Here is a 22,877-nt window from a genome sequence, read left to right on the forward strand (position 1 = left end):
CATGAGCATGCACAAGATTATCGAGTTGATGCAGCCGTTCTGGGGCGATCGTCAGGTCATCGCCAGTTATGTTGGCGGTGAGTTCATTGCGGGCCACGGCACCCCGATTGAAGTGCGCAACGCCCACGACGACAGCCTGATGCTGAGCTACCCCGATGCCGATCAGTCACTGGTCGAGGTCGCCAGCAACGCCGCCGGCACCGCTCAGCAACAATGGTGGGCAATGACCGCCCAGGCCCGTGGCCGCGCCATGTACCAGGTCGGCGCGCAGATTCGCCAGCACAGCGAGGCGTTGGCACAGATCGAGTCGTTGAGCGCCAACAAGCCGATCCGGGACGCGCAGGTCGAAGTGGCCAAGGTCGCCGAGATGTTCGAGTACTACGCCGGCTGGGCCGACAAACTGCACGGTGAAGTGATTCCGGTGCCGACCTCGCACCTCAACTACGTCACCTATGAACCACTTGGCACGGTACTGCAGATCACCCCATGGAATGCGCCGGTGTTCACCTGCGGCTGGCAGGTCGCACCGGCAATCGCCGCCGGTAACGCGGTGATCCTCAAGCCTTCGGAGCTGACCGTGCTGTCGTCGCTGGTCATCGGCGTGCTGGTCGAGCGTGCCGGTGTACCCAAGGGCCTGGTCAACGTGGTGGCCGGTTTCGGCCATAGCATCGGTCAGCAATTGATTGCCGGCGCCGATATCCGCAAGGTGGTGTTCGTCGGCTCGCCGGCCACCGGCCGCCACATTGCCAGCGCCGCTGCACAGCGCTGCATCCCGGCGGTGCTGGAGCTGGGCGGCAAGTCAGCCAATATCGTATTCGCCGACGCCGATCTCGACGTGGCGCTGCGTGGCGCCCAGGCAGCGATCTTCTCCGGCGCCGGGCAAAGCTGCGTGTCCGGCTCGCGGCTGCTGGTCCAGGCCTCGATCTTCGACAAGTTCACCCAGGCGCTGGCCAGTGCCGCGCAGCAATTTGTGGTCGGTGACCCAAGCGATCCGCAGACCCAGATCGGCCCGATCAATAACCCCAAGCAGTACAGCCATGTGAAAACCATGGTCGAGCGTGCCTTGCAAGACGGCGCACAGTTGGTGGGCGAAGGTGCCGAACCGGTTCCTGCACGACCCGGCTACTACATCAACCCCACGGTATTGTCAGGTCACAACGCCCTGCACTGTGCCCAGGAAGAAATCTTCGGCCCGGTGGTGGTAGCGATTCCCTTCGAAGACGAGGCCGAGGCCATCCGCATCGCCAACGACAGCCGTTTCGGCCTCGCTGGCGCGGTCTGGACCCGCGATGTCGGGCGAGCCCACCGCGTGGCAAAACAGGTCCGGGCTGGCACGTTCTGGATCAACGGCTACAAGACCATCCATGTCAGCTCGCCGTTTGGTGGCTATGGTGAAAGCGGCTATGGTCGCTCTTCGGGGCTGGATGCCTTGCGCGAATACAGTGAAGTGAAAAGCGTCTGGGTCGAAACAGCTGCCATCCCGGCGGCCAGTTTCGGCTACGGCGCGAGCCTGGAGTAACTGCAATGACTATTTCAGCCAAATTGATCGACGACGCCACCGTGTGGCGGCGTCAGTTTCATGCCGCGCCCGAACTGGGCTTTCATGAAGTGCAGACCAGCGAGCGGGTCGCCAGCCTGCTGGAGAGTTTCGGGATCGAGGTGCATCGTGGCCTGGGTGGCACCGGGGTGGTCGGCGTGCTGCGCAACGGTGAAGGGCCGGCGATTGGCATTCGCGCCGACATGGACGCCTTGCCGATCCAGGAACTGGGCCAGTGCGCGCACCGCTCGACCCATCAGGGCTGCATGCATGCCTGCGGCCATGACGGGCATACCGCGATCCTGCTGGCCACCGCCCGGCACTTGAGCGAGACGCGCCGCTTCAGCGGCACTGTTTATCTGGTGTTCCAGCCGGCTGAAGAGAACCTGGGCGGTGCCCAGAAGATGATCGAAGACGGCCTGTTCGAGCGTTTTCCGATGCAAGCCATTTATGGCCTGCACAACTGGCCCGGGGTGCCGGCCGGCAAGGTGCTGGTCAATCCGGGGCCGATGATGGCCTCGCTGGATACCTTTGAAATTGTCCTGACCGGCAAGGGCTCGCATGCGGCAATGCCCGACCGTGGCTTCGATCCGATTGTCGCGGCGGCCGAACTGATTCTCGGCTTGCAGACCATCACCTCCCGGCGCCTGTCACCGCTGGACAGTGCGGTGATCAGTGTCACCCAGATCAATGCGGGGGAAGCGATCAACGTGCTGCCGGAAACCGCCACGCTGCGTGGAACCGTACGCTGCCTGCAAACCCCGGTGCGTGAAAAGGTCCAGCAACTGATTGGCGAATTCGTCGAACAGTTGCCCGCCGCCTTTGGCGTGCACGGTGCGCTGAGCTACAACGTCGGGTATCCGGTCACCGAAAACCACCCGACTGAGGCGCAGATAGTGTGCCAAGCAGCGCAGTCTGCGTTGGGCGAAAGCAACGTACAGTTTGGTTGCAACCCTTCAATGGCCTCGGAAGACTTCGCCTTCATGCTACAAGCCTGCCCCGGTGCTTACATCTGGATGGGCGTCGATGGTCAACAGCCTTCAGCCGCCCTGCATAACCCCTACTACGACTTCAACGACCAGGTCATCGAGCCCGGCGTTGCGGTCTGGACCGCCCTGGTCGAACAGAACCTGCCGGCTCGCTGAGCCACTGCGCGGGGGCCGCCCGGCCCCCGCTTGCCCTTTCCTGTCTCCATGTCCCCGGTAGGACCGGCTTTAGCCGAGAAAGCTTCCCGGCTAAAGCCGGTCCTACACGCTAATGCCGATCAGTTAAGGGCAGCGCGGCCTTTGTGGGAGGCAGCTCTGCTGACGACTGCTGCGGTGAGATAGTAGCAAATGTGCCGGTTTTACTGGCCCTGTCGCGGGCAGACCGGGGCGCCGACCGGCCCCTCCCACTAGAACCAAGCTCGGCCGCAAGATCACTTAACTGATCGGCATTACCCGGTAGGAGCGGCTTTAGCCGCGAAGACTTCCCGGCTAAAGCGAATCGCCGCCCGGCCAGTCCGCGACAGCGGCTGAGCTTCTGCGCCTGGCGTTTGTGCGTTCTGTTTTAAGCAACAACAAATGAAATTCAGAATATTGGAGTGCGCCCAGGTGCTGGCCATACTGAGGACGCCCCGCCACTTGCGGTGCCTATAAAAAGATCAATCGCGACACTCCATGCCTGCCATGGATTTGCTTTCTGCCCTGAGTGCCGCAAGGCGCTCCCTGACAACACAACAACTATTGGGCCATCCTGACCGGTGCCCAGCAGGCAAGGGGATTCATATGCATCACGCCAACACGCTCGCCGTGCGCGAGCACAATGCCGTCTCAGCCACGGTCAAGCTGTACATCTGGGCTGCAATCATCCTCATCATCGCCGAAGTGATCGGCGCCCTGAGCATTCCGCTGGGGCCCGGCAAGGTCGTGCTGCTGCCCATGGTCTGGGCCCTGCTGATCGGTGCTGCGATCGGGATCGCCAGTCATCGCCTGCCTGGCAGCCTGGCCATCGACAAACGCGCCCAGGCCCGCGCGGCAGCCATTCTGCAGCCGGCGCTACTGGTGTTTATCGCCAAGCTGGGGCTGGTGGTCGGCGGTTCGCTGCCGGTGGTCATGGCGTCTGGCTGGGCGCTGGTGTTTCAGGAGTTCGGGCATTTTGTCGGCACGGTGATTCTCGGCCTGCCGGTGGCGCTGCTGCTGGGTATCAAGCGTGAAGCGATCGGTGCGACCTTCTCGGTAGGTCGCGAGCCGAGCCTGGCGATCATCGGTGAGCGTTACGGCATGGATTCGCCGGAGGGCCGTGGCGTACTGGCGGAATACCTGACCGGTACGTTGTTTGGTGCGTTGTTCATTGCCATCGTCGCCGGCTTCATCACCAGCCTGGGGATTTTCGACCCTAAATCACTGGCCATGGGTTCGGGCATTGGCTCGGGCAGCATGATGGCCGCCGCAGCAGGCGCCATCGCAGCGCAACAGACGCCTGAAGTGGCCAAGGAAGTCATGGCCCTGGCGGCCGCTGCCAACCTGATCACTACCACCTTGGGCACCTACTTCACCCTGTTTATCTCGCTGCCACTGGCAGTCTGGGGTTACCGGGTACTAGAGCCGCTGATCGGTCGCACCACCAAGGCCTCGGTGTTCGACAATGGTCCAGCCAGCAACGAAGTGTCGCTGGAGACCCCAGACCTGGGCTGGCTGGGTCGTATCAGTGCCTGGTTCGCTGCCGGTGGCTTGGCACTGCTGGCCAACTATGTCGGCTACAAAGTGCTGTCACCCGATGCGTTTGCCGGTATGGCGATCATGATTGGTGCAGTATTTGTCGGTGAACTGCTCTGCTCGCTGCTGCGCCGCAAGATCCCGGCGGTGTGCACCGTCTCGGTGGTCGCCATGCTGCTGACTTCACCGCTGTGCCCATGGGCGGCAGAGATTTCCCGGCTGGTGGGTTCGATCAACATGCTGGCGGTGATCACACCCATGCTGGCCTTCGCCGGTCTGTCGATCGCCAAAGACCTGCCAGCGTTCCGGCGCCTGGGCTGGCGCATCGTGCTGGTCTCGTTTCTGGCCAACTTCGGCACCTTTATTGGCGCGGTGCTGATTGCCGAGTTCTTCCACTGATCGACAAATGTTCATGAAAAAAGCCCGCCAGTGCGAACTGGCGGGCTTTTTTCATTCAGCGGTTCGAATCAGCAAGTGCAGCACATCATCGGCATACCATTGCAGCTCATCATCATGGGCATGCTGCAGTCGTTCATCATCTTGTTCATCAGCATGCAGCAGTTGTTCATCATCTCCATGCTCATGCCTGGCATCGGCATCATCATGCACTTCATGCAGTCGGCTTCGATGGTGCAGGTCATCATGCACTTCATCATCGGCATGGGCATGCCCATCGGCATCATCATTGGCATGTTCATGCCGGTCATCATGTTCATCATGTTCATGCCGTTCTCGGACATGCACATCATCGCCATGTTGCCGCAATGCATCATCATCGGCATGCCGCAGTTCATCATCATCGCCATCATTTCGGCGTTGTTCTTGAACATGGCCATGTCCATGCCGGCCGCAGGCTTCATGGTGCACATCATGGCGTCGGCCATCATTTCGCACTTCATGGTCGCCATCATCATCGGCATGCCCATCATCGGCATCATTGGCATGGAAGTGTTCATCGGCATCTGCATTGCGTTCATCATGATCGAAACTCCGTTATCGATAAGCGTGAATAACTGCTTGATGGCGCCGATTCTAAGAATTTGCCGGTTGCGCACAAGATGCCGAAACAGCAGCACCCCATGGGGCACACAACCGGGAAAAGGTCGTGCATGCGCACGAACCGCTGGCTATAGCGGATGATTCGACGCTATTGCGAAACAGCTAATCAGCATCGCTGCGATACCGATGCGATAGATATCGCTTATTGATCTATCCACCTTCAATTCATGAATAAACGTTCTAAAAGCGCCAAATATTTCTCAATACCTAAGCGGTCTTCTTCGGTACTTCGCAAAAATGACGTAAATCTGCCACTCACGCCAACAACTGTGCTGCGGCCAGTTCTCGCAACTGGATAATGTCGCGTTTGGGTGCAATGCCAAACAATCGCCCATACTCGCGGCTAAATTGCGAAGGGCTTTCATAACCCACCTTGAACGCCGCACTGGAGACGTCCAGATGCTCGTTGAGCATCAGCCGCCGGGCTTCGGTCAGGCGCAGCCACTTCTGGTACTGCAACGGGCTCATGGCGGTGAGTTGGCGAAAATGATGATGGAAAGTCGGCGAACTCATCTGCACCCGCGCCGCCAGTTCTTCGACTCGCAGCGCCTTGGCGTAGTTGAGTTTCAGCCAGTCAATCGCCCGCGCGATCCGGTGCCCCTGACTGTCGACACTGACGATCTGGCGCAGTTTGGCGCCTTGGTCGCCGCATAGCAGCCGGTAATGAATCTCGCGCTGGACCATCGGCGCCAGCACCGCAATGGCCTCGGGCTCATCGAGCAATTCCAGCAAGCGCACCATCGGCGTCAGGATCGCCGGGGTGGCGGTGCCGATGCCGACACTCTTGCCGGGGGTTTTGTCACGACTGAGCGCCAGGCCGCCCAACGCAATCAGCTCCGCCATGACCCGCAGGTCCAGTTTGAACACCAACCCCAGGCACGGCTGTTCAGGACTGGCCTGGGTCACTTCTGAGTTGGCCGGCAGGTCAAGCGAGGTGACCAGAAACCGCGAACTGTCGTAAGCAAAGCCCTCACCGCCCGCCCAGAGCTGCTTGGCGCCCTGAGCGACCAACACGATGCTGGGCGGCACCATGCAGCTTTGGGGCGGCGCCAGCTCGTTACGCCGGTACAGGGTCAGCCCGCTGATGGCCGTTTCAAGGTCTCCCGGTTCGGCAACCTGCCGAGCGATCAGGCGGGCCAGTGAAGCTTGTGGGGTGGTCATGGGCGAGCGAACCTGCAGGCTATTTGCTTGAGATGTGCAGAATAATTCGGCCGCCAGAGTGCTCCTACTGAAAATGTGCACAGCCAGCGGATCAGGCAAGAAATCCAGCGAAATACGTTAGCCGGTTCTGGTCGTTACCCGGAAAAATGTTGATCACGACCAACCGCCTGGAGTTTTCCCATGACCATCCATGCTTACGGCGCCCATGCTGGCGACCAGCCGCTCGTTCCGTTGCAAATCACCCGCCGCGCGCCTGGCGCCGACGATGTGCAGATCGACATCGCCTTCTGCGGTATCTGCCACTCCGACCTGCATCAGGTGCGTGCTGAATGGGCCGGCACTCAGTTTCCCTGTGTGCCCGGTCACGAAATCGTCGGTCGGGTTACCGCCAAGGGCGCGCATGTTGCAGCGTTTGAAGTCGGTGATCTGGTCGGCGTCGGCTGCATCGTTGACAGTTGCCAGCACTGTGAAGACTGCGACCAAGGGCTGGAAAACTACTGCGACGGCATGATCGGCACCTACAACTTCCCGACCCCGGACGCCCCTGGCCACACCCTTGGCGGCTACTCGCAGCAGATTGTGGTGCACCAGCGTTATGTATTGCGCATTCGCCATCCTCAAGCACAACTGGCCGCCGTGGCGCCGCTGCTGTGTGCCGGCATCACGACTTGGTCGCCGCTGCGCCACTGGAACATCGGCCCGGGTAAGAAAGTCGGCATTGTTGGTATCGGTGGCCTGGGGCACATGGGCATCAAGCTGGCCCACGCCTTGGGCGCCCATGTGGTGGCCTTCACCACTTCCGAGTCCAAGCGTGAAGCGGCGCGGCAGCTGGGTGCCGATGAAGTGGTGGTGACCGGTAATCCGGACGAACTGGCCGCCCACCGCAAGAGTTTCGATTTGATCCTCAACACCGTGGCGGCGCCCCACGACCTTGATGCCCTGCTGGTGCTACTCAAGCGCGATGCCTGCATGACCCTGGTCGGCGCGCCAGCTTCGCCGCATCCTTCGCCTAACGTGTTCAATCTGATCACCAAACGCCGCACCCTGGCCGGTTCGATGATCGGCGGCATCGCTGAAACCCAGGAAATGCTCGACTTCTGCGCCGAACACAACATCGTCTCGGACATCGAGCTGATCGCTGCCGAACAGATCAACCAAGCCTACGAGCGGATGCTCAAGGGGGACGTCAAGTATCGCTTTGTGATCGACAACGCCACCCTGGCGCCCTGAGCTATCCCTGGCTTGCCGGTGATTGCTCCGGGGCCGCACCGGCTCGCGGTTTTGCTGTTACGCTGAGTGCCCAGATAGTCCTCATATGGTGAAGCTCATGTCTCTGCCCGACCTGCTGATACCCGATGCTGTGAAGACCGAAGCCATTCAGATTCTGGCCGATATCGAACGCGCCGACGGGGTGCTGGAAATGTCCCGGCTCGCCGGGGTTGCCGAGGGCTTTACCCTCGGCCTGGCCTGTTCTCAAGGCTTGGCGCAGGCCGAGCTGGACACCCTGGAGCGGGTGTTCAGCTCGTCGGTCAGCCGCAGGATGGCTGTGCTGCGCAGCCAGGCCTGAGCGCTGGCTGACGACGACTTGACATCCTCCCCGGCCTGAAGGCCGGAGATTCCTACGGCGCTCAGGCGCGGCATCGGGCCGCCCCCGAGTCGCTTCGGTAGGTTCCTGCTGCTGGCGCCATGACCTCTGCGCTCACTTCACAGGCTAACCGGGCGTGTCCCGCCCTTAGTACATTGATCGCCCCGACCACATCGGCGTTGCCTTCGAAACCACATCCCACGCACCTGAACAGCGCCTGCGTCTGGCGGTTGGCCGCCGACACATGGCCGCAACACGGGCACGTGCGGCTGGTATCTCGCGGCGGCACGGCAATCAGCCAGCCGCCGCGCCACGCCAGCTTGTAGTCCAGTTGGCGGCGGAACTCGAACCAGCCCTGATCGAGGATGGACCTGTTCAGGCCAGACTTGGCCCGAACGTTTCTTCCCGGCGCCTCTGCCGTGCCTGCCGCCGACCTGGACATATTGCGTACCTGCAAGTCCTCGATACACACCATCGCGTGGTTTTGGCTGATCGTGGTGGAGCACTTGTGCAGGTAGTCGCGGCGGGCATTGCCGATTCGGGAATGAATGCGCTGGACGCAAGCTTTCGCCTTCTTCCAGTTGCGGCTGAATCTGACCTTGCGGCTCATCGCCTGCTGCGCTTTGCACAGCGCGGTCTCATGGCGTTTGAAGCTGTTAAGGGGTGCGTAGAACGAGCCATCCGAAAGCGTGGCGAACCGGGCAATGCCCATGTCGATGCCGATTGCCGCACCCTGTGCCGTGGGCTGCTCATCAATCTCGCGTTCGGTCTGGATGCTCACGAACCACTTGCCACACGACTGGCTCACGGTGATGTTCTTCACAGTACCCAGCGTCTCGCGGCTGTTGCGGTAGCGCAGCCAGCCCAGCTTGGGCAGAAACAGGCGGCTGTTGGTCTGGTCGAGCTTGATCTGTTTCGGGTCGGGATAGCGCAAGCTGTTGTTCTGCCCCTTCTTCTTGAACCGGGGAAAGTCGGCTCGCTTGGCGAAGAAGTTGGCGTAGGCCCGTCCCAGATCCTTGAGGCTCTGTTGCAACGGGTGAACAGGCGCATCGGCCAGCCATGCGGTTGGCGGGCTATTGCGCCACTCGGTCAGCAACTTGCACAGGCCCGCATAGCCGAGCTTGTTCTCGCCTTGCTCGTGACGTTCCTTCTGCAACGCCAGCGCCTTGTTGAAGACGAAGCGACAGGAGCCCGCAAAGCGGCGCATTTGCCGCTCCTGCCGGCCGTCTGGCATGAGTTCGTACTTGAAGGCTTGAAGTCGTTGCATGCTGCTCTTGAGCCATGAGCAATGAAGACGCCATTAGGCGCGGACGGCACGGTGTTTTCAAGATGCATGCCCATGGGGTCTTTGTAACGAAATACCGCCGTAGAAGGGCATCTGTGTCGCCATGTTACTTCGCATAATCCTGTGGTGGTGCGTCCATCGAACAGCAGCAGCCACCCCACAGCAACCAGGGACGGCTACGCCGTCCGCGCTATCCTTCCCCGCCCTGAACGGCGGGGCTTGTCGCGCCCCGATGGTCAAATCCTGCGTTTGCGGTTCAGGCTCGGGATGGTGGTCGCCGGAATGACCTGTGGCTGCTGCGCCTCATGCCGGGTGTGCAGCGCCAGATCCGCCAGGGTCGGATGGCTGAACAGCGCGCGGGCATCCACGTGCAGGCCGGCCTGGCGCATCCGTGCCACCAGGGTCACGGCCAGCAACGAGTGACCGCCCAACTCGAAGAAGTTGTCGTCGCGCCCTACCCGCTCGACCCCCAGCAATTGCGCCCAGATCCGCGCCAGGGTGGTCTGGGTGTCGCCTTCCGGCGCCCGATAGTCACGGCTGAGCACCGCGTCCTGGCCGGGTTCGGGCAGCGCCTTGCGCTCGACTTTGCCGTTGGGGCTAAGCGGCATGACCGGCAGGCAGACGAACGCCGAAGGGGTCATGTAATCCGGCAGCTGTTCAAGCACATGGGCGCGCAGAGCTTCGATACCCGGCGCACAATGCCCCGCCAGCAGGGTGAAATAGGCCACCAGACGCTGTTCACGCAGCAGCACCACCACCTCGTGCAGCGCCACATGCTGCATCAGCCGCGCTTCGATCTCGCCCAGCTCCAGGCGCAAGCCATGCAGCTTGACCTGGAAGTCATTGCGGCCGAGAAACACCAGATTACCGTCTGCCTCCATACGCACCAGATCGCCCGTTCGGTACAGCCGGTCACCGGCTACAAAGGGGCTGGCGATAAAGCGCTCGGCGTTATGTTGACTCAAGCCTTTATAGCCACGCGCAACGCCTACCCCGCCAACATGCAACTGGCCGCTCACGCCTTGCGGCACCGGCCGGTCATGGGCATCGAGCACGTAGGCACGGGTATTGGGCAAGGGACAACCAATCGGTAGCGCATTGTCCGGCAGCGGCATGTGCGGCTCCAGCGTGAAGGCGCTGCTGTCTACGGTGGCCTCGGTGGGGCCATAGACGTTGTGCAGCCGCACCTGCGGCAAGCGCTCACGAACCTGACGGGCCAGCGAGGCCGTCAGCTCGCCGCCGCCACACACCACATCGGTCAGGCTGGTGCACTGCTCGACACCCTCGGCATCGAGAAACTGCTGCAACAGCGCCGGCACGAACTTGACCACACTGATGCGCCGCTGGCGAACCTCACGCACCAGATAGTCCGGGTCGCGATGCCCGTCCGGCGCGGCCAGCACCAGCCGCAGCCCGGCGGTCAGCGGCCAGAAGAACTCCCACACCGAACCGTCGAAGCTGAACGGCGCCTTTTGCAGTAATGCCGCATCCGGACGCGGCGGGATCAGTTGCGAGCCCCAGTGCACCAGGTTGCATAAACCGCGATGCTCGATCATCACCCCCTTGGGGGTGCCGGTAGAGCCTGAGGTGTAGATCATGTACGCCAGGTTGGCGGCGCTGAAACCGACAGGCTGCGGGTTGCTGTCGGGATGTTGCTGCCAGTCGCACTGGTCGAAATCAAGCCGCGGGAGCTCATGCAGGCTCAGTTGCGCGCGGGTCGCGGCATGCACCATTAGCGCCACCGGCGCGCTGTCGCGCAGCATGTAGTCCAGACGTTCGGCCGGGTAGCCGGGGTCCAGCGGCACATAGGCGCCGCCGGCCTTGAGAATGCCCAGCAAACCGACGACCAGCTCCACACCGCGCTCCACGCACAAGGCCACTCGCTGATCAGGTTTGACCCCGAGGGCAATCAACCGATGCGCCAGGCGGTTGGCTTCAACGTTGAGCTGGGCATAGCTCAGGCTGCGGTCTGCGGCTTGCAGGGCGATGGCCTCAGGCGTGCGCCGCACCTGAGCCTCGAACAGGGTTTGCACGCCCTGCTCGATGGGCCAGTGGGTAGCGGTTGCGTTGTAGTCCAGCCACCAGCGCCGGACTTCGTGATCAGGGGTGACCGCCACCTGATGTAAAGGTTTATGCGGCTCGCACTCCAGTGCCTGAACCAGCCCCTCGATGGCGGTGCGCAGATAGTCCAGAACCCGTTGCGCGCCGATCTGGCGCGGCACCCGCGCGCTGAGCCGGAAACCGCTGTCCGTGTCGTCGACTGCCAGCATCAGGGCGTAGCTAACCACTTCAGTGCTGCTCAATAGCTCGATACCCGGCAGTTTTGCTTCATCCTGATTTGCTGCATGCCGGTAATTGAGCAGGCTGTTGAACAGCGGCGTACTGCCCGTCAGCGCGCTGCACCGCAGCACCTGCGCCAGCGGCGCATGCTCATGGGCCAGCAGCGCGGCCAGCCGCCCATGCACATCAACAGCAGCGCGGCTGACACTCTGGCCGGCGAGCTTGACCCGCAGCGGCAAGGTATTGATGAACATGCCCATGGCCCGGTCGGCACCGTCGCCGGCCAGCAGACGGCCGAGCAGTACCGTACCGAACACCACATCGTCGCGCCCGGCCAGCAGGCTCAGCACCTGGGCCCAGGCCAAGTGATAGAGGCTGGCCGGGCTGACACCCCAATGCCGCGCCTCATGACGCAAGCGCTCGGCCAGGCGCTGGTCCAGCCAGGCCCGCGCCTCTTGATGGTCACGGTCGTCGAGCGGGCGCTCACGCAGGTCGAAGGCCAGGGTCGGCTCGTCAATATCTCCCAGCCATTCACGGAAGAACACCTCATGCCCGGCCTGATGATTGCCCGCCCCGGCCTGGGCCACATAATTGCGATACGGCACCGGTGCGCTCAGGGTCGCACCGGCCCCCTGCAACAGGGCATGAATTTCGGCCATCAGCACCGCCGTGGAGGTGGCGTCGTTGATCAGGTGGTGGAACTGCAACAGCCCCAGCCAACGCCCTTGCTGCACATCTTCAGCACCGGCCAGCGCCATCATCGGTGCGCGGCAAATATCCAGCGGGCGCCGCGCGGCATCGAAACGCTCGCGCAATTGCTGCTGCGCATCGCCCTGCCGGGCATCCAGGCTCAGGTTTTCAACGCTTAGGCGGGCCTCACGCCAGACCACCTGCACCGGTTGCTCAAGCCCCTCCCAGAACAGGCTGGTGCGCAGAATGTCGTGACGATCAATCACCTGCTGCAGGGCCGCCGCAAACGCCTCGAAACACTCGCGGCTGGCAAACGCGAACAGCGCATGCTGTTGATAGGGATCGCGCTCACCGGCGGTCATATGGTGATAGAGCAAGCCTTCCTGCAGCGGCGCCAGCGGGTAGATTTCCTGCACATTGCGCGCCCCGCCCGGTACTGTGGCGACGATCCGCTCAATGTTGGCCTGGTCCAGTTGCAGCAGCGCCAGCATGTCACCGGTGATGTGTTCACAATCGGCCGGCACGCGATTGGCCGCCACGCTCACTTCACGGTTACGGCCCACCGCAGCGGCGAGGTTGGCCAGGGTCGGCTGGCCGAACAGCACCTGCACATCGGCGCTCAGGCCCTGCTGGCGCATGCGTTCGATCAGTTTCACGGCCAGCAGCGAATGCCCGCCCAGCTCAAAGAAATGATCCTGACGGCCCACCTGCTCAACCCCCAGCAGCTCGGCCCACAATGCCGCCAGAACGGTTTCGGTTTCGCCTTCGGGCGCCTGATACTCGCGACGCAACAGGGCCTCGGCGTCGGGTGCAGGCAAGGCGCGGCGGTCCAGCTTGCCGTTGGCAGTCAGCGGCCATTGCGCCATGCGTACATAAGCGTTCGGCAGCAAGGCCGCCGGCAGACACAACTTGAGATGCTCGTGCAGAGCGCCGGGATCGACCGGCGAAAGCTCGGTGAACCAGGTCAACAGTTGCCCGTCATGCACCTGCGCCACCGCATCCTTGACGGCCGCATGGCTGCTCAGCGCGGCTTCAATCTCGCCCAGCTCGACCCGCACACCGCGGATCTTCACCTGGTCGTCATTACGGCCCAGATATTCGAGATTGCCATCGGCCAGCCAGCGCACCAGGTCGCCGGTGCGGTACATCCGCCCGCCATTGAACGGGTCAGTCAAAAAACGCTCAGCGGTGAGGTCTTCACGGTTCAGATAACCGCGAGCCACACCGGCACCGCCGATATACAGCTCACCGACCACACCGATTGGCACCGGCTGTTGCTGCTCGTCCAGCACGTAAGCTTTGGCATTGGCCATCGGCTTGCCGATATGCAGCAGCTCACCCACCTGCATGACGCCAGAGGTCGCCACCACCGTGGCTTCGGTCGGGCCGTAGTTATTGACCACCGCAAAGCCTGGATCACGCAGGAACTGGCGCAGCCGGTCACCGCCGATCAACAGGGTCTTGAGGGTCGGGTGCGGCTGTTGCTGGCTAAAGGCGTATTCCGCTACCGGGGTCGGCAAGAAGCTGACGTCCAGCGGCTGAGCCCGCCACCAGTCGAGCAAGGCTTCGATGTCCTGCTCGCCGTCCTGGGTCGGGGCCAGATGCAAGGTCGCACCGCTGCACAGCGCCGGCCAGACTTCCCAGGCCATGGCATCGAAACCGAAGCCGGCCAGGCTGGAGGTGTGCTTGCCCACGCCCAGATCGAAAGCCTCGCAGTGCCAGTCCACCAGGTTGTTCAGGGTCTGGTGCTCGACCATTACACCTTTGGGCAAACCGGTGGAGCCGGAGGTGTAGATCACGTAGGCCAGGTTATTGACCGTGGCCCGTTGAGTCAGCTCGACGTTTAGCTGGGCTAAAGGCAGACGGTCCAGTTCGATCACCGGCACTGACAACACCGGTAGCCGGCCAACCAGCTCGCTCAAGGTCAGCACCACCTTGGGCTGGCTGTCACTGAGCAGGTAAGCCAGCCGCTCGGCCGGGTGCGCCGGGTCGACCGGCACGTATGCACCACCGGCCTTGAGCACCGCCAGCAAACCCACCAGCGTGTCGAGGCCCCGGCGGGCGACAACGGCCACTCGATCATCGGGCTGCACGCCCTGCGCCAGCAATTGAGCCGCCAAGCCGTTGGCGCGCTGTTCCAGTTGCCCGTAGCTCAGGCTTTGGCCCTGATACACGGCGGCTACGGCGTCGGGCCGTTCGGCAGCCTGCGCGGCCACGCGCTGATCAATGGCCAAGCCCTGTGGGTAACAGGCCTCGCTGCGATTCCATGCATCCAGCTGAGCCTGCTCGGCCGGGGTGGCGATGCTCAGCTCGGCCACTTTCGCGGCTGGGTTGTCCAGGGCCTGTTCCAGCACATGCATCAACCGTTCAGCCAATGCCTCGATGTCGACGGCCTGGAAATACGCCTCGTTGTACACGTAATGAATCCACACCCGGTCGTTGTAGCGGTTGCTGCGCAGGTGGATGGCCAGCGGCGTCGGCTCATGGCGGTTGGAGACCTTGAAGGTATGGGCCAATGCGTCGCCATAACGGTAGTCGTGGTCGTCCTGCTCATAAGACACCGTGACCTCGAACAACTGCGCACGGTCCTCACGCAGCAGACCCAAGGCACGATTGAGCTCACTCAGTGGCAGGCGCTGGTGGCGGAAATCCTGGCGCAACTCGTCACGTATACCCTTGAGCAGCTCAACAAAACTCAGCTCACGGCCAAACGGCATGAGGATCGGGCTGACCTGGGCAAACAGGCCCACAGTCGACTTGAAGCGCGCCCCGGCCCGATTGAGGATCGGCATGCCCACCACCCACTCGTCGCGTTGTTCGGTGCGGGTGAAATACACATGCAACATCGCCAGCAGCACATGAAAAGCCGATGCCTGAGACTCGCCGGCCAATTGTTTCATGCGCTCGTGCAGTCCCGCGCTGAAGGGCTGCACCAGGCTTTGTCCCGGCAATGTCGGTGCTTCGCGATAACGCGGGGTCAGCAGCGGTGCCGGGATACTGCGATATTTATCCAGCCACCAGTCAAGGTCACGGGCATGACGTGGCGAGCCTTGATACACGGCATCGTCTTCAACGAACGTGGCATAGGCTGGCGCGGCTTGCGGGGCTGGCTGCCCGGCGAGCAATGCACTGTAGATTTCCCCCAGCGACTTGAGCATCTGGCCAAAGCCCCAGCCGTCAAGAATCAGGTGATGCGCCTGGGTCGCCAGAAAGTGTCGCTGCTCGTTGAGCCGGATAAGAAAGAAGCGAAACAGCGGCCCGCCATCAAGTGCATAGCTGCGGCGCATCTGTTCCTGGATCAACGCCTGGGCCGCACTGTCGGGGTCATCGAACTGTGAACAGTCATACTGCGGCAGGTGCACGGCTGCGTGGCCGGCAAAGTGCTGCATCGGCAAGCCGTCGGCGCCGGCGCCGGGCAACAGCACGGTACGCAACGCATCGTGTCGGGCCACCAGCTGTTCAATCGCGCGCTGCAGCAGTTCCGGCGCCAGGCTGCCCTCAAGCTCGACATACCCGCCGATGTTATACAGCGGTGAATCACCCCGGCTCAGTTGATCGAGCCAGATATCACGCTGGGCACAGGTCAAGGCGAAGGTTTCGGTACAGGCAGGCCCAAGGGCTTGGGCAGCGGCGCAGGTGGAGTTCATAAGATCCGTCTCAGCTGATTCTGCGCGGTATTCAAGCACTGCCCTGTTGGGCTGCCTGCCCCCTTAAACCCGGACAACTTGTTGATGCGCGCCAAAGCCACACTTGTGCCGGCGGTTAGTTCACCGCCGCAGCGCCTAAATTCGTGTAGGAAATAAGATATAGATGCTGCACGTGATTGCCGCATCAAGCTTATCGTCACGCAATATTTCTCGTGTAATCAATCGTTTGCAGAGCACTGAAAACTACCCGCGCGCGCTCGTCAAACAGATATCCCCTTAAGAAACTGCAACTCAAATCGTCTGATTAATTGACAGGAGTTGTCCCCGGTTCCCACTACAGACGCTGACCGTTACATGGGCTTAAATCCAGAGCGAGTCAGCTCTCAACCGAGCACGTGCAGAGGATGCCACCCGACTTGGTTCCAGGAAGGCAAAAAAGATGAACATCACCGACAGTATGCAAAATAGCCACAGCCCACACCTCTACTTTCATCTGGGCGAACTGATTTCCAGTACCGGCGATGATGACTTCGCGGCCATGATGTTCCGGCTCATCGAACCGCTAGTGCCCCTTGACGGCCTGCAACTGAGCGAATGGACCCTGGACCAGCCCCAGACTGACGCGGTGCAGATCAGGCAGCTCGGCAGCCAGGGTCAGGCACCCATAACCGCCCAGCCCGAGCACCAGCAGACACTGCTGCAGCATATGCGGGTCATGACTGAAGCCCTGCTGATCCAGCCGCGTGCGCCCTTGAGGCGGCGCCTGGGCCCAAACGCCGCGCACCACTGCAGCCTGGTTTCACATGCTGGTAACCGCCGTTGGGTCATCACCCTGCTGCGTCAGCCTGGGCAACGCTTGTTTTCCCTGGCCGAACTGTCGTTTCTTAAAAGCCTGTCCGACACCTTGTTGCCGTTGGTCGAACGACACGCGCAGGCCAGCAGGCTCTGCCTGCTGCGCCGCCCGGAATCAAACGCCGGCGAGCAGCCGGTGCGGCCCTTGCGCCAAGCATTCAGTGAGCGGCTGGCGCTCGGCGAGATCACCTTGTCGGCCCGCGAGCAGGAGGTCTGCCTCGGCCTGTTGACCGGTGGCACCGTCCCGCAGTTGGCCGAGAGGCTCAAGGTCAAAAACAGTTCGGTGGAAACCTACCTGAAACGGGCGGCCGCCAAGCTCGGGGTCAGCGGCCGCCACGGCCTGGCCAGATGGATGGCCGGCACCTGAATAACGGCAAGCCGATGCTCAGCGCCGCGCCTGACGCAATACCCCGGCGAGTTGCTCAAGGGCCGCCGGCACATCCTGGGTCCAGTCCAGCGCATAGCTGATGCGTAGCTGCTGGCGGTGCAAGCCGCTGAGGCTGAACAGCTCGCCAGGGGCAATCACCAAGCGCTGACTCAGTAGAGTGTCGAATACCTGGCGCAGGTCCACACCCTGTTGGGTCTGCGTCCAGATACCACTGCCGCCAGCAGGTAATTCATAGCGCAACCAACAACCCAGGTGCTTGTCGAGCAGTTCACCCATGCCTTGCATGCGCTGCTCAAGCAGGTGACGCAAGTCCGCCAGGTGCTGGTCCAGGCGGCCGCTGTTACACAGCCGGGCAACGGCCTTCTGGCGAATCGGCGGCAAGTCAAAGGCGCGCAGCAGAAAGTACTCCTGCCAGCGCTGGTCGAACTGTTTACACAGCAGATAACCATAGGGCGCTTCAGGGCCCAGCGCCTTGTCGAAACTGCCAAGGATCAACAGCCGTTGCGGGTCGATCAACTCGCGCAGCGGCGGGCCATTGCGCTCAAAGGCCAGTTCGCCATGGCTGTCGTTCTCCAGTACCCATATCCGATAGCGATTGAGCAATTGCGCCATGGCCCTGCGGTTGTCGCCAGGTTGCAGCGTGCCCCTGACCGGATTGATCGTCGAAGGCAGAATCGCCAGGCTGACCGAATGCTCCAGCAACAGGTGATCCAGATCGGTCAGGTTCACCCGGCCGTCGTCGGCCAGCGGCATTTCCAGTACCTGGACGTTCAGCGACTGCAACAGCCGCAACAGCGTCCAGGTGCACGGTGACTCAACCAGCACCGTGCTGCCGCCCAGTTGCAGCACTTGAACGACCGCCTTGAGCATGCCGAGCAAGTCCGGGCCGATATAAACCTGCTCGGCGTGCCAGCAATCCCGAGTGTCCCGGGTGTAGCGGGCCGCCAGGGCGCTGCGCAGTTCCAGATCACCAAACGGTTGAAAACCGCTGTCCAGGGGGCGCGGGTACTGACGCACCAACTCGCGCTCCATGGTTTGCAGCGCGCTTTCCAGCGACAACAACAGATGCGGCTCATCACCCGAAAGCATGGTGCAGCCGGGCCGCCGCACATTACGGTACAGGCGTTCAAGCACGCTATGGCCTTCGCCGGCCAGTTCATCTTCAAAACTGCCCGGCACCGCGTAATAGCCTGACTTGGGCACCGAGCAAATGCGCCCTTCCTGCTCCAGCAGCGCATAGGCACTCTGGATGGTCGAAATCGACACCCGCAGGCGCCGGGCCAACTGGCGCAGCGACGGCAATTTGAGCGTCGAGTCGGTTTGTACCTCATTAATCAGGCGTACGAGATAGCGATACACCGCCTGATAGGCGAAATCGTCTTTTTCTTTCATGACAGGCCTTCCGGCAAAGGGATTGAATCAGGCTGAGCGAACGCGTCGCCGTTCAGGATCGGCCGCGCGTACGCGGGCGATGATCGAGTCGGCGGCAGCGAAATTGACCCGCGACTTGCCGTACAGGCTTTGCAGTTGCGCCAGGGTCAGGCCGCTGATATCCAACAACCACTGCACCACCTGATCGGCAGCAGGCTGGCCGGACAGTGCTCGATGCAGGTCAGCCACCGCCACCAGCATGCCGGGATGGCAAGTGCGCAGAAACACTTCCAGGCCCAGGCCTTTGTCAGTGAACGGCGAGAACAGCATGCACACCAGTTGCGCCTCGTTTAGCCCGTACGCCTGTTGGGCAAACTCAGCGGCCAGCACACGCCGCGCCTCGATACGTGAGTCGCCGTGATAGGCACTGAGCGCCTGATCGATCAGACGTGCCGGCACCTGTTTGTTGCGCATCTGGCGTTGCGCGTGCTGTAAGTAGCCTGCAATACCATCGGCATAGTCACGATGCTCGACAAACTGCGCACGTAGGCCCTGCATATGCGCCATCAGCAAGGGGTTGGCGCAGTCCGACTCACTGAAACTGAACGCCAGGTCATCGAAGCGAAACTCTAGAAACTCGGTAAGCAAGTTCCAGTGCTCATCGGCCCTGCCGGGAAACAGGTCGTTGAGCGGCACCAGCACCGGCGCCAATGGCTTGTCTGGTGGTGTCAGCGGCTCAATTGCTTGTGGCTCGCCATGCAACGCTTCGCGCCAGTCCTGACCAAGACCGTGCAGGCTGCGCATGACACTCTGAAAAGTCTGGTTGCGCCAATGTCCGGTGTGTTCGCCGCGGCCTTGCGCCAGACGCATCAGCCAGGTGATGTACTGCTTCTGCTCTTTGCGTGGATCGCCGCTGGCCACCGCGCCCACGCCCTCCCCCCAGGTCAGGGCGCGCGACAGCGAGTCCGCCAGGTTCAGGTGGCAACTGTCGCAGAAGGTGCTGCGCCCCTCGCCCGCCGACAAATGCCCGGCCAGCAGCATATCGGTACGGTTTTGCTCGCGACCGGCGCTGGAGAACGGCAGGTCCGGCTCAAAGGCGTGCACATACTGGTTATCAAACACCAGCATCTCGACGCGCGGATCATCGTAGAGAAACAGCGCCGAATAGATACGGTGAATATTGCCCAGCACATCGCTGCTCAAACCGCTGTGGCGCATGGTCGCCACGCGCAGATTGAACGTGCCCGGCGCCCGGGTGCAGATACTCAATTGCGCGGCGCGCAACAGTGCCAGGCTGTAGGCGCTGTCTTTGCCGCCACTGAACGGCAGCAGAATCCTGAACTGGCTGATCTGCTCCAGCCCGCCCGCGGCAACAATCAGGCGCTGGATCAGCAACTGCAGCGCTGTGCGCTCGGCGCGGGTCATGTAACCGAGCAGGCGCTGCAACACCTGCTGGTAGACATAATTCATCGCTTGCTCGTGAATGTCGCTCATCATCATTGTCCCGCGCTCCAGGAGATTGAAACACGAAGCTGCTGACTGTTGGTCTTGTTATCAAACATGGCTCGTTCCCTGAGTAATAATTCTCAACTCATTATCGGGATCGTCTGCACGATTACAAGCAACACTGTTTTATCCAAAGATGGACAACCCGCGACTATTAAACGATACAAATAAACAACAAGCATTTATAGCGCGCGTTTGTTATTCATTTAAACATGATCAGCAGCACATGCCACAAGCCGCGCCGCTCAAGCGCCTGACGGCCAAGCCGGCAGATCTCTGGAGCAGGTGGACTGGATTATCGATGATCGCCAGACAGGCAAAGGAGTTTAAGCGCGACAGACAATGACAGAAACATGCCTGATTGCGTAGCGAACTTTCCTACAACAAGACATGTAACCCGTAGGAGCTGCTTTAGCAGCGAAAGATTCTCAACGATATCTTCGCAGCTGAAGCTGCTCCTACAAACAAGAGAGGGGAAAGATTCAAGCGTCAGCCAACTCCAGTACCGCACGGCCACCAATCGGACAGCCATCCATATAACGGTGCGCCTGGGCCACCTGCTCGAACGGGAATGGACGGACCGCCAGCGGTGTCAGCACACCATCGGCCGTCAACTGGTTGATATCACGCAGCGCACGCTGCAGCGCCTCATTATCCGGATCGATGCCCAGTGCCGGCTTGCCAGTGAAGTTGCCCAGGCAATGCAGATAGAACTGGATGTTCTTCTGGAACGCCGCACACGCGGGGAATGGCGTCTGGTTGCCGCCCTGCAGCCCATAAAGAATCAGGCTGCCGCGTGGCGCGAGGACATCGCCCATGATCGACATCTGCGGGCCGCCCATGCCGTCGAACACCACATTGACACCTTTATTGTCGGTGTACTTGTTGACCGCCATGAGCAAGTCCTGCTCTTCGGTGACCACCACCTTGTCGGCACCCAGCGCCAGCAGATACTCGCGAGCATCTTCGGTCTTGGTCGCGGCAATCACCCTGGCACCGAGGGCTTTGCCCAATTGCACGAAGCACGGCCCGGCACAGTGGCTGGCATCGGTGACCAGTACGGTCTGACCCGGCTTGATACGCGCCAGATCCACATAGGCAAAATAGGCAATCAGCAGAGGCGTGTAGTGCACGCTGGCCTGCACCGGGGTCAGCACATCGGGATACCGGACCAGCGCCGAGCGCGGCAGGACAATCACCTCGCCATACACTGGATGCTGATTAGGGTCGGCGGATGGAAAGCTTGCCACCGCATCGCCCAGCGCGAGGTCTTCAACCCCTTCACCGAGGGCAGTGACCACACCGGCCATTTCCTGGCCGATCCCGGCCGGTAGCCGCGCCGGAGTACACGCCAGATTCTGCCGCCAGAGAACGTCGTACCAGCTAATGCCGATGGCCTGGACACGCACCTGCACTTCACCGGGCGCAGGCAACGGGTCCGGGTGCTCTTCAATCTTGAGCACCTCGGCCGGGCCGAACTGGTTGAAACGGATCGTGCGGGACATTGAGAACCTCGCCTTATGAACCTGAATGCCCTGCACTTTATCCGGGCTTTTCCGGCAGGACCAGTCAGTGGCTATTAATAGTCGACATGCCTGTCATTGATTCGTCATTGGACCGCATGATGCAGCGGATGACTCAAAGGCGGTCATTGTGGCATCCAAATGCCACATTGCAACCGCCTGCACAGTTGATTCTTGCCACACCGACAATAATCCAAGGCTTACCTGATGATGGCTTTTACCCTTACTATGCGCACCACAGCATGTTTGCCCGACGCCCCGCACCGGGTACATCGACCACCGTTCCGAGCCCCCACGTATGAACCGCAACGACCTGCGCCGCGTCGACCTCAACCTGCTGATTGTCTTCGAAACCCTGATGCACGAACGCAGCGTGACCCGCGCCGCGGAAAAACTGTTTCTCGGTCAACCGGCGATCAGCGCCGCCTTGTCGCGTCTGCGCGGGCTGTTCGACGACCCGCTGTTCGTCCGCACCGGGCGCAGCATGGAGCCCACCGCCAGGGCCTCGGAAATCTTCGCCCTGCTGTCACCGGCCCTGGACTCCATCTCAACCGCGGTCAGCCGCGCTTCGGAATTCGACCCGGCCACCAGCAACGCGGTGTTCCGGATCGGCTTGTCCGATGAAGTGGAGTTCGCCCTGCTGCCGTCACTGCTCAAGCGCCTGCGCTCCGAGGCGCCCGGCATCGTGCTGGTGATCCGGCGGGTCAACTACTTGTTGATGCCGGCATTGCTGGCTTCCGGGGAAATATCTGTCGGGGTCAGCTACACCAGCGACCTGCCGGCCAACGCCAAACGCAAAATCCTGCGCAAAAGCCGCCCGCAACTGCTGCGCGCCGACTCCGTGCCTGGCCCGCTAAGCCTGGACGACTTCTGCGCCCGACCGCACGCTCTGGTATCGATCGCCGGCGACCTGACCGGTTTTATTGACGAGCACCTGGAAAAATTGGGCCGCAAACGCCATGTGGTACTGGCCGTGCCACAGTTCAACGGACTGTCTACCCTGCTGGCCGGGACAGACATCATTGCCACCGTGCCGGATTATGCGGCCGAAGTGCTGACGGCCAGTGGCGGGGTCCGGGCCGAGGATCTGCCGCTGGAGTGCCAGACCTTTGAACTGCACATGGCCTGGCGCGGCGCGCAGGATAATGATCCGGCGGAGAGATGGTTGAGGTCGCGGATTCAGATGTTTTTCGGGGATCCGGATAGTCTTTAGGCGTCGTAACGCAGGCTGTTTAGCTGATCATTTCTGCCTTTCCACAAACCATGGAGATCCATTCACTTCCAGTGGATTGCTACA

General features: G+C 61.6%; 14 protein-coding genes. 7 read left to right on the top strand and 7 right to left on the bottom strand.

The window, feature by feature from the left end:
• Position 1 precedes the first annotated feature (1 nt).
• The 3 genes from PSCI_RS23170 (at position 2) to PSCI_RS23180 (ending at position 4,632) form a co-directional block, all read left to right on the top strand.
• A complete protein-coding gene (locus tag PSCI_RS23170; RefSeq protein ID WP_045491538.1) occupies positions 2-1,519 on the top strand; it encodes an aldehyde dehydrogenase family protein in 1,518 nt (505 codons plus the stop codon).
• A gap of 5 nt (positions 1,520-1,524) precedes the next feature.
• On the top strand, positions 1,525-2,682 hold the full coding sequence (locus PSCI_RS23175; protein WP_045491540.1) for a M20 aminoacylase family protein: 1,158 nt from the start codon (positions 1,525-1,527) through the stop codon (positions 2,680-2,682).
• 621 nt (positions 2,683-3,303) lie between these two features.
• Complete coding sequence (locus tag PSCI_RS23180) at positions 3,304-4,632, top strand: DUF3100 domain-containing protein (protein ID WP_045491542.1); 1,329 nt, start codon at positions 3,304-3,306, stop codon at positions 4,630-4,632.
• A gap of 68 nt (positions 4,633-4,700) precedes the next feature.
• On the opposite strand, the gene PSCI_RS29885 is transcribed toward PSCI_RS23180, so the two are convergent.
• Positions 4,701-5,213: a hypothetical protein gene (locus tag PSCI_RS29885; RefSeq protein WP_084710266.1), complete on the bottom strand. Its 513-nt coding sequence runs from the start codon at positions 5,211-5,213 to the stop codon at positions 4,701-4,703.
• Positions 5,214-5,547: 334 nt separating this feature from the next.
• Positions 5,548-6,453 (bottom strand): AraC family transcriptional regulator, encoded by a 906-nt coding sequence (locus PSCI_RS23190; protein ID WP_045491544.1) that lies wholly within the window; start codon positions 6,451-6,453, stop codon positions 5,548-5,550.
• Positions 6,454-6,633: 180 nt separating this feature from the next.
• Here PSCI_RS23190 and PSCI_RS23195 point away from each other — a divergent pair, with 180 nt between their 5' ends.
• Positions 6,634-7,683 carry an NAD(P)-dependent alcohol dehydrogenase gene (locus tag PSCI_RS23195; RefSeq protein WP_045491546.1) on the top strand — a complete coding sequence of 350 codons (1,050 nt, stop codon included), beginning with the start codon at positions 6,634-6,636 and terminating at the stop codon, positions 7,681-7,683.
• Between the two features lie 97 nt (positions 7,684-7,780).
• Entirely contained in the window at positions 7,781-8,020 is a 240-nt protein-coding gene (locus PSCI_RS23200; RefSeq protein ID WP_144403313.1) for a hypothetical protein, read from the top strand.
• A 61-nt stretch (positions 8,021-8,081) separates the two neighbouring features.
• Here the strand turns inward: PSCI_RS23200 and PSCI_RS23205 are convergent, their stop codons facing one another.
• Both PSCI_RS23205 and PSCI_RS23210 read right to left on the bottom strand, forming a co-directional pair.
• On the bottom strand, positions 8,082-9,305 hold the full coding sequence (locus PSCI_RS23205; protein ID WP_045491550.1) for an RNA-guided endonuclease InsQ/TnpB family protein: 1,224 nt from the start codon (positions 9,303-9,305) through the stop codon (positions 8,082-8,084).
• Positions 9,306-9,559: 254 nt separating this feature from the next.
• On the bottom strand, positions 9,560-15,940 hold the full coding sequence (locus tag PSCI_RS23210; protein ID WP_045491552.1) for a non-ribosomal peptide synthetase: 6,381 nt from the start codon (positions 15,938-15,940) through the stop codon (positions 9,560-9,562).
• Positions 15,941-16,379: 439 nt separating this feature from the next.
• On the opposite strand from PSCI_RS23210, the gene PSCI_RS23215 reads away from it, so the two are divergent.
• The gene (locus tag PSCI_RS23215; RefSeq protein WP_045491554.1) at positions 16,380-17,159 is read left to right on the top strand and encodes a helix-turn-helix transcriptional regulator; all 780 of its coding nucleotides are present in this window, start codon (positions 16,380-16,382) and stop codon (positions 17,157-17,159) included.
• Positions 17,160-17,177: 18 nt separating this feature from the next.
• Here PSCI_RS23215 and PSCI_RS23220 read toward each other — a convergent pair whose 3' ends face one another.
• The 3 genes from PSCI_RS23220 to PSCI_RS23230 form a co-directional block, all read right to left on the bottom strand.
• A complete protein-coding gene (locus tag PSCI_RS23220) occupies positions 17,178-18,572 on the bottom strand; it encodes an aminotransferase-like domain-containing protein (RefSeq protein ID WP_045491556.1) in 1,395 nt (464 codons plus the stop codon).
• Positions 18,573-18,599: 27 nt separating this feature from the next.
• On the bottom strand, positions 18,600-20,045 hold the full coding sequence (locus PSCI_RS23225; protein WP_045494794.1) for a hypothetical protein: 1,446 nt from the start codon (positions 20,043-20,045) through the stop codon (positions 18,600-18,602).
• Between the two features lie 494 nt (positions 20,046-20,539).
• A complete protein-coding gene (locus PSCI_RS23230) occupies positions 20,540-21,562 on the bottom strand; it encodes a zinc-dependent alcohol dehydrogenase family protein (RefSeq protein WP_045491558.1) in 1,023 nt (340 codons plus the stop codon).
• Between the two features lie 316 nt (positions 21,563-21,878).
• Between PSCI_RS23230 and PSCI_RS23235 the strand changes: the two genes are divergently transcribed.
• Complete coding sequence (locus tag PSCI_RS23235; RefSeq protein ID WP_045491560.1) at positions 21,879-22,793, top strand: LysR family transcriptional regulator; 915 nt, start codon at positions 21,879-21,881, stop codon at positions 22,791-22,793.
• The last annotated feature ends 84 nt before the right edge of the window (positions 22,794-22,877 follow it).

The sequence above is a fragment of the Pseudomonas sp. StFLB209 genome, from assembly GCF_000829415.1.
Classification (GTDB): domain Bacteria; phylum Pseudomonadota; class Gammaproteobacteria; order Pseudomonadales; family Pseudomonadaceae; genus Aquipseudomonas.